Here is a 6,279-nt window from a genome sequence, read left to right as displayed (position 1 = left end):
GCGTGGGCAGTGCGGCAAAGCGTCCGTCGGCCATCAGCCAGCCGGGTTCGGGGGTGTCGTGCTCGCTGCCGGTGGCGTGGCGGCTGACCTGCCCGGGCCAGTCGCGCCGGCCTGCGCTGCCGCCGTACTGGCGATAGCGCGGGTACAGGCCCTGTTGCCGGTAGCGGGCCGCATCTGTTGCCCTGCCCTGCGCATCCACCCGCCGCCACAGCTCGCCCTGGCGCAACCACCAACCGCCGTCGCTGACCGGCAGCAGCGCGTCAATATCGTCGGCAAACAACGTGGTGCCTGCTTCGTTCTGCACGTTGCACTGCGTGGGCACCTCGACACTGCAGGACACATACACGTGGCGGCCGACGAAGGGCCCGGCCACCCACTGCGCCTTGCGTTCGTCCAGCAGCATGACCGGCTGCCCCTCCAGGTCGTGGAAACGCAGCGCGCCGCTGCGGGCGTTCCACACCACGCGATCGGGCACCGCCAGCGGCAGCCACTCGCCATCATTGAACGCCGGTAGACGCGCGTGGCCCAGTGCATCCACCACGCCCCAGCCACCCACCGGGTCGCCGTCGGCGCGGATGAATGCCTTCCACAGGGGGTCGCCGGGCGCGGCCTGCGGCAGCACGAAGGGTGCGTGGTACTCGGTGTAGCCGCGGTCCTCGCGCAGCAGGCGTCCTGCATCGTCGTACCACTGCTGGGGCGTGGCCTCGCCCTGTGCGCGCATCCAGCGATCGGCCGCTAGCCGGTGCATGCGCGCGCCGTTGGGTGCTACCCGCAGGCGGCCATCGGCGGTCAGCAGCGCATCGCCGCCGAAGCGGTTGCCCAGCACGGTGAACGACTGCGCCTGCACCGGCGCGGCCAGCGCTGCCAGCGCAGTCAGCACGAACATCCTTTTCATCGGTCACATCAGGCAAAACGGAGCTGCACGCTAACGCCTGCGCAGTGGCGACGCAATCCAGGGTAGAGCCGACCGTTGGTCGGCTGCGCATGCACCCGGTTGGGCGCGCGGGGAGCCGACCAACGGTCGGCTCTACCGGGGTCAATACACCGGCAGCGAGATGAAGCTGGCCTGCTGCGGCGCGTGCCACACCTGCTGCGTCGCCTTCTGGTAATCGCCCGGCTTGGCCAGGTAGATGTTCGGCACGAAGGTCTGCGGGTTACGGTCGTACAGCGGGAACAGGCTGGACTGCACCTGCACCATCACCCGGTGGCCCGGCTGGAACACATGGTTGGCCGTGGGCAAGCCGAACCGGTAGTCCAGCACCTGGTTGGCCGCGATCGCCTTGGGCGCGCTGAAACTCTCGCGGTAGCGCCCGCGGAAGATCGCCATCGACACCGCCAGTTCATAGCCGCCCATCTCCGGCGTGGACGGGGTCTGGTCGGGGTACACGTCGATCAGCTTCACCACCCAGTCGGCATCGCTGCCGGTGGTCGCCGCGGCGAGGTTCACCTGCGGCGCACCGCCGATGCGCAGCGGTTCGGTCAACGGTTCGCTGACGAAGGTGAGCACATCGGGCCGCCCGTCCACGAAACGCTGGTCCTTCACCAGCCAACTGGTCCACATGTCGCGGTCGGCGAAGCGCACCGGGCGCGGCACGAACGGCACCGGCTTGGCCGGGTCGGCCACGTACGCCTCGTAGGTAGCTTCGCCGGGCTGCGGCGCCTCGAAGGACAGCTTGCCGCCCGCGCGCAGGTACAGCGGCTTGCTCTGGGCGGCGGTGCGCGGCCACTGCTGCAACCTGTCCCAGTGGTTCTCGCCGGTGTTGTAGATCAGTACCGGCGGCGTATCGGCCTTGGCCGCGCCGTCCACCAGGTACTGGTCGAAGAACGGCTTGAGCACGTCGCGGCGGAACTGCAATGCGGTGTCGCCGTCGAACTTCAGCGCGCCCAGGCTGCTGCCGTCGTAGTTCACCTGGCTGTGCCGCCACGGGCCCATCACCAGGTAGTTGAGCGTGTTGCTGCTGTCGCGCGGCTCCATCGCCGCATAGCTGTGCACCGCGCCCCACATGTCCTCCTGGTCCCACAGGCCCTGCAGCCACATGGTGGGCACCTTCAGCGGGGTCTTGGCCATCTGCGCGTCCAGCGCCTGTTCCTGCCAGAACGCATCGTAGGCCGGGTGCTCGATCAGCTTGTGCCACCACGGCAGCTGGTCCAGTCCGTTGGCGCGCGCGTAGTCGCCGGCCGAGCCGGCACGCAGGAAGGTGGTGTAGTCGTCGTAGCCGACGCTGGGAATCGACGGCCCCTTGCCGCGCTTGGCCAGCTGGCCGGTGAAGTAGCCGAAGTTGACCTGGCGGAAGGCGCCGTAGTTGAGCCAGTCATCGCCCATCCAGCCGTCGATCATCGGACTCTGCGGCGCGGCCACCTTCAACGCCGGGTGCGGGTTGGTCAGCGCCATCACCACGGTGAAGCCTTCATACGAAGAGCCCAGCATGCCGACCTTGCCGTTGCTTTCCGGCACGTGCTTGACCAGCCAGTCGATGGTGTCCCACGCATCGGTGGCATGGTCGACCTTGGTGCTGTTGAGTGGCCCTCGCAGCGGCCGGGTCATCACGTAATCGCCTTCGGAGCCGTACTTGCCGCGGATGTCCTGGAACACCCGGATGTAGCCACCATCGACGAACACCTCGTCGCCCTGCGGGAGGATGTCGCGCATGTTCGGCGAATCGATGCGCTTGGCGCGGTTGGCCGCGTCGTACGGCGTGCGGGTCAGCAGGATCGGGGCGTTTTTCGCGCCCTTGGGCACCACGATCACCGTGTAGAGCTTTGTACCGTCACGCATCGGCACCATCACCACGCGCTTGTCGTAGTTGTCGGCAGCGGTGGGGGTCACAAATCCCTTGGCCGGGATATCCGGGGTCATCGGCGCGGTCTGCGCCGACACGCTGGCGGCAATCATGAGGCTCAACAACACGACAGGCACGACACGGACACGCATGGGCTCTCTCCCGGCAGGTGGCGGCGAACAATCCCTGAAGCCTAGCGCCGCCCGCGCCGCGCCGGTAGATGCCGTTTGTCCCTGCCGCCCGCATTCAGCCATCAACCACCGTTTCGTGCAAAGCCACGCGCGCCACCGCAGAATGGCCCCGGGGTCCACGGCGGCACTCGCCACCGGACCAGGCGGCTGATGATGAAGAACCACTACACACTGCAGACACTGGTGCGCGCCGAGCTGGCGTCACGCGAGGAAGAGCAGCGCATCTACTTCCAGATGCGCGATGCCGTTGCCGCGGGCACCCCATTCCAGCCCATCGCCGACCTGGAAGCGCTGGTGGGCGTTCTGCAGGACGACAGCTGCTACGTGGCACACAACGTGGTGACCTGGAAAGGGCGCAACGCCGTGTTCGGCGGGCGCACCTTCCGGGCCACGGCGGCCGATGTGGTCGCCTTCCTGCGCGGCGCAATGCAGGCCGGCGATGTGCGGCCGCTGCTCATCGCACCCTGCTTCAGCGCGCGACCCGAGTGCGTGGTGTTGGTCGACGAAGACCAGCTCGGCCTTTACCGCGTGTACTGACTCAGGCGCTGGCTGTTTCATGCAGCGCCAACCAGCGCCATTGCCCGTGCTCCTGGCGAAGCACGGCCAGCGATTCCCGCCAGCGCAGTGCGCCCACCTCCACCCCCTGGCCTTCGCGATAGCGCAGCATGGCCAGCGGCGACGGCAGGGTCGTGGCCTGCACCGACTCGATGGCGATCACCAGCCCGGGGCGTGCGCCGTGGCTGGCGGCGAACAACGCCTGCACGGCGGCGCGATCCAGGCGCTGGCCGGCGACGCCCACCATGCTGAAGTCTTCGCTGAAACGCGCCATCAGCGTGTCCAGTGCAGACACCGGGATGCGCGCGTTGAACCAGTCTTCGATCAGCACATGCAGTGCGTGGATTTCATGCAGGGCGGAAGTGTCGGTCATGCGGAGGTCCTCAAGGTCAGGGTGGACGCCGGCAGGCGCCAGAGCAGAAGCAGCGGCAGCAGGCTCATGCCAGCCGCCAGCAGCAGGGTCAAGGTGAAGGCGCGGTCGGGCGTCAGCGACGACAGCACCGCCAGCACGCAGGCCAGCAGCGCGGCGGCCAGGCAGAAACTGAGTTGGCGGTTGAGATTCCAGAGCGCGCTGCCGGGCAGCAGTTCGTCGTCGGCCATGCCCTGGAACGCAAGGGTCTGCGCGCTGCTGCTGCACAGGCTGCCGCCCAGCCCCATCAGGGCGAACGCCAGCACCGGCAACCACAGCTGACCGGCCTGGATGCCGATCAACAGCACGATGCCCGTGGCCTGGCACAGCATGCCCGCGCTCAACAGCGGCCGCGCACCGATGCGCGGCAGCCACTGCCGCGTGGTGGCGATCGCGCAGGCTGAGGCCATCGCCCAAGGCAGCATGAAGCCGCCGATGGCCGCCGCGGTGTAGCCCTGCCGATGCAGCAGCAGCGTTGCCACCAGCTGCGTGCCGATGAACGTGCCCGGCACCAGCAGGTACACCAGCATGGCCAGGCGCAGCGTGGGGTGTCGCAGCAACGTCCAGTGCAGTACCGGCTGGGCGGTGCGTCGTGCGGTACGCGCATAGACCACGAGCACGGCCGTGGCGGCCATCAGCAACCCGATGCCCAGCGTGCGCTGCTGCGCCTCGGCGATCTGGCTCAGGGCTACCAGCAGCAGGCTCAGGCCCAGCGAGCCCAGCAACAGGCCGCGCCGGTCCAGCCGCGGCAGCGCCAACGGCGCCTCGGAGCGGACCCACGCGGCGGCCAGCAGCAGCGTGAGCGCTGCCAGTGGCACGCTGGCCAGCACTACCCAGCGCCATGACCCCAGCCCGACCAGCCAGCCGCCCAGGGTCGGCGACAGCGCCGGCACCAGCAGCGCCACGGCCATGATGCGCGCGGTGAGGCGGCCACGTTCGGCCGGCGGGCAATGCCGGTAGGCCATCGCCTGCCCGACCGGAATCAGCAACCCGCCGCCCAGTCCCTGCAGCAGCCGCCAGCCGATCAGCGCTTCGATGCTGGGCGCAGTGCCGGCCAGGATCGCACCCAGCGCAAACACCCCCAGCGACAGGCACAGCAGCCGGCGCTCGCCCAGCCGCGCGGCCAGCCAGCTGCCCAGTGGGATCACCAGGGTCAGGCCGAGCATGTAGGCGTTGCCGATCCACGCCAGCTGCGGCACCGAGGCGTGCAGTTCGGTTGCCACGGCCGGATAAGCCACCGTGCCGATGAACATGTTGACCAGGTCCAGCGAGAACCCGAGCAGGTACAGCAGCTCCACTTTGGCGCGATAGGTCATGCGGCACTCCGGTTGCGAGGCGGCAGCATGCGCGCTGGAGGAGGCTGGATAAACAGAACATCCAATGCAAGACTGTCAAACCACTTTTGACACACAAGGCGCGCGCGATGGTCAGCCTGGACCGTTTCGAGACCTTCAAGGCCGTGGTCGATGCCGGCAGCCTCACCGCGGCCGCGCAGCGCCTGGGCCAGAGCAAGGCGGTGGTGAGCTTCAACCTGAAACGGCTGGAGCAGGAACTGGGCGTGACCCTGCTGGTGCGCAACACCCGCAGTCTGGCGCTGACCGAAGCCGGCGAGCGCTTCCACCAGCACTGCGTGGCGATGCTGGCCACCGCCGAGCGGGCCATCGAAGAGGCACGCAGCGAGCAGCTGCAGTTGCGTGGCACGCTGCGCCTGACCACCACGCCCGAATATGCGGCCGCCAAGGTGGTGCCGCTGCTGGAGGGGTTCCGTGCCCTGCACCCGCAGCTGCGGCTGCACCTGTCGACCACGCCGGCGCATGCCGACCTGATTCCCGAGCGTTTCGACCTGGCCATCCGCTTGGGGCGCATGGCCGATTCCGAGCTGCGCGCCACCCTGCTCGATGAGCATGCGTTGTGTGCGGTTGCCGCGCCGTCGGTGTTGGCGGGCTTGCCCGATGAAGCCGCGCGTGACGACCCGGACTGGGTGCGTACGCTGCCGCGGTTGGGTTATCCGCGTCTGGCGGACCTGCCGTTGATCGCCCCCGATGGCAGCGACCAGATGTTTGCCAGCAACCCCGCCGATGCGGTGGTCACGGTGGACAATGCGTCCACGCTGCGTGCGTTCGCGCTGGCCGGGGCCGGGGCGACGGTGCTGCCGCAGTGGTTGATTGCCGAGGATCTGGCGTCAGGCCGGCTGCTGCCGATCCTGCGCGGGCACCGCTTTCCGCGCCAGGGGGTGTATGCGGTGTTTCCCAACACCGCACATCCTTCGCGACGGGTGAAGCTGTTGCTGGCGCACCTGCGCCAGCACTTACCCGGTTGATCGCGGCAGGTACCGACCGTAGGC

The 6,279-nt window shown here is 68.6% G+C and carries 5 protein-coding genes and 1 pseudogene; 2 read left to right on the top strand and 4 right to left on the bottom strand.

Annotated features, from left to right (window positions below; translation table 11 throughout):
• Positions 1-895, bottom strand: a pseudogene (locus tag DBR34_RS21460) (hypothetical protein); the annotation flags it as partial.
• A 141-nt stretch (positions 896-1,036) separates the two neighbouring features.
• Positions 1,037-2,932: a CocE/NonD family hydrolase gene (locus DBR34_RS15165; RefSeq protein WP_128097417.1), complete on the bottom strand. Its 1,896-nt coding sequence runs from the start codon at positions 2,930-2,932 to the stop codon at positions 1,037-1,039.
• A 192-nt stretch (positions 2,933-3,124) separates the two neighbouring features.
• Here DBR34_RS15165 and DBR34_RS15160 point away from each other — a divergent pair, with 192 nt between their 5' ends.
• Positions 3,125-3,508, top strand: coding sequence for a hypothetical protein (locus DBR34_RS15160; RefSeq protein ID WP_128097416.1), 384 nt, complete (start codon positions 3,125-3,127; stop codon positions 3,506-3,508).
• A 1-nt stretch (position 3,509) separates the two neighbouring features.
• On the opposite strand, the gene DBR34_RS15155 is transcribed toward DBR34_RS15160, so the two are convergent.
• Positions 3,510-3,899 carry a DUF4440 domain-containing protein gene (locus DBR34_RS15155; RefSeq protein WP_128097415.1) on the bottom strand — a complete coding sequence of 130 codons (390 nt, stop codon included), beginning with the start codon at positions 3,897-3,899 and terminating at the stop codon, positions 3,510-3,512.
• A complete protein-coding gene (locus DBR34_RS15150) occupies positions 3,896-5,251 on the bottom strand; it encodes an MFS transporter (protein WP_128097414.1) in 1,356 nt (451 codons plus the stop codon). Before DBR34_RS15150 ends, DBR34_RS15155 begins: the two co-directional genes overlap by 4 nt.
• A gap of 107 nt (positions 5,252-5,358) precedes the next feature.
• Between DBR34_RS15150 and DBR34_RS15145 the strand changes: the two genes are divergently transcribed.
• Positions 5,359-6,255, top strand: coding sequence for a LysR family transcriptional regulator (locus DBR34_RS15145; RefSeq protein ID WP_128097413.1), 897 nt, complete (start codon positions 5,359-5,361; stop codon positions 6,253-6,255).
• Positions 6,256-6,279 lie beyond the last annotated feature (24 nt).

The sequence above is a fragment of the Stenotrophomonas sp. HMWF003 genome (assembly GCF_003061285.1).
In the GTDB taxonomy this organism is placed as follows: Bacteria; Pseudomonadota; Gammaproteobacteria; order Xanthomonadales; family Xanthomonadaceae; genus Stenotrophomonas; species Stenotrophomonas maltophilia_AP.
The sequence above is the reverse complement of the archived record's forward strand: the minus strand, read 5'-3'. Positions and strand labels throughout refer to the sequence as shown.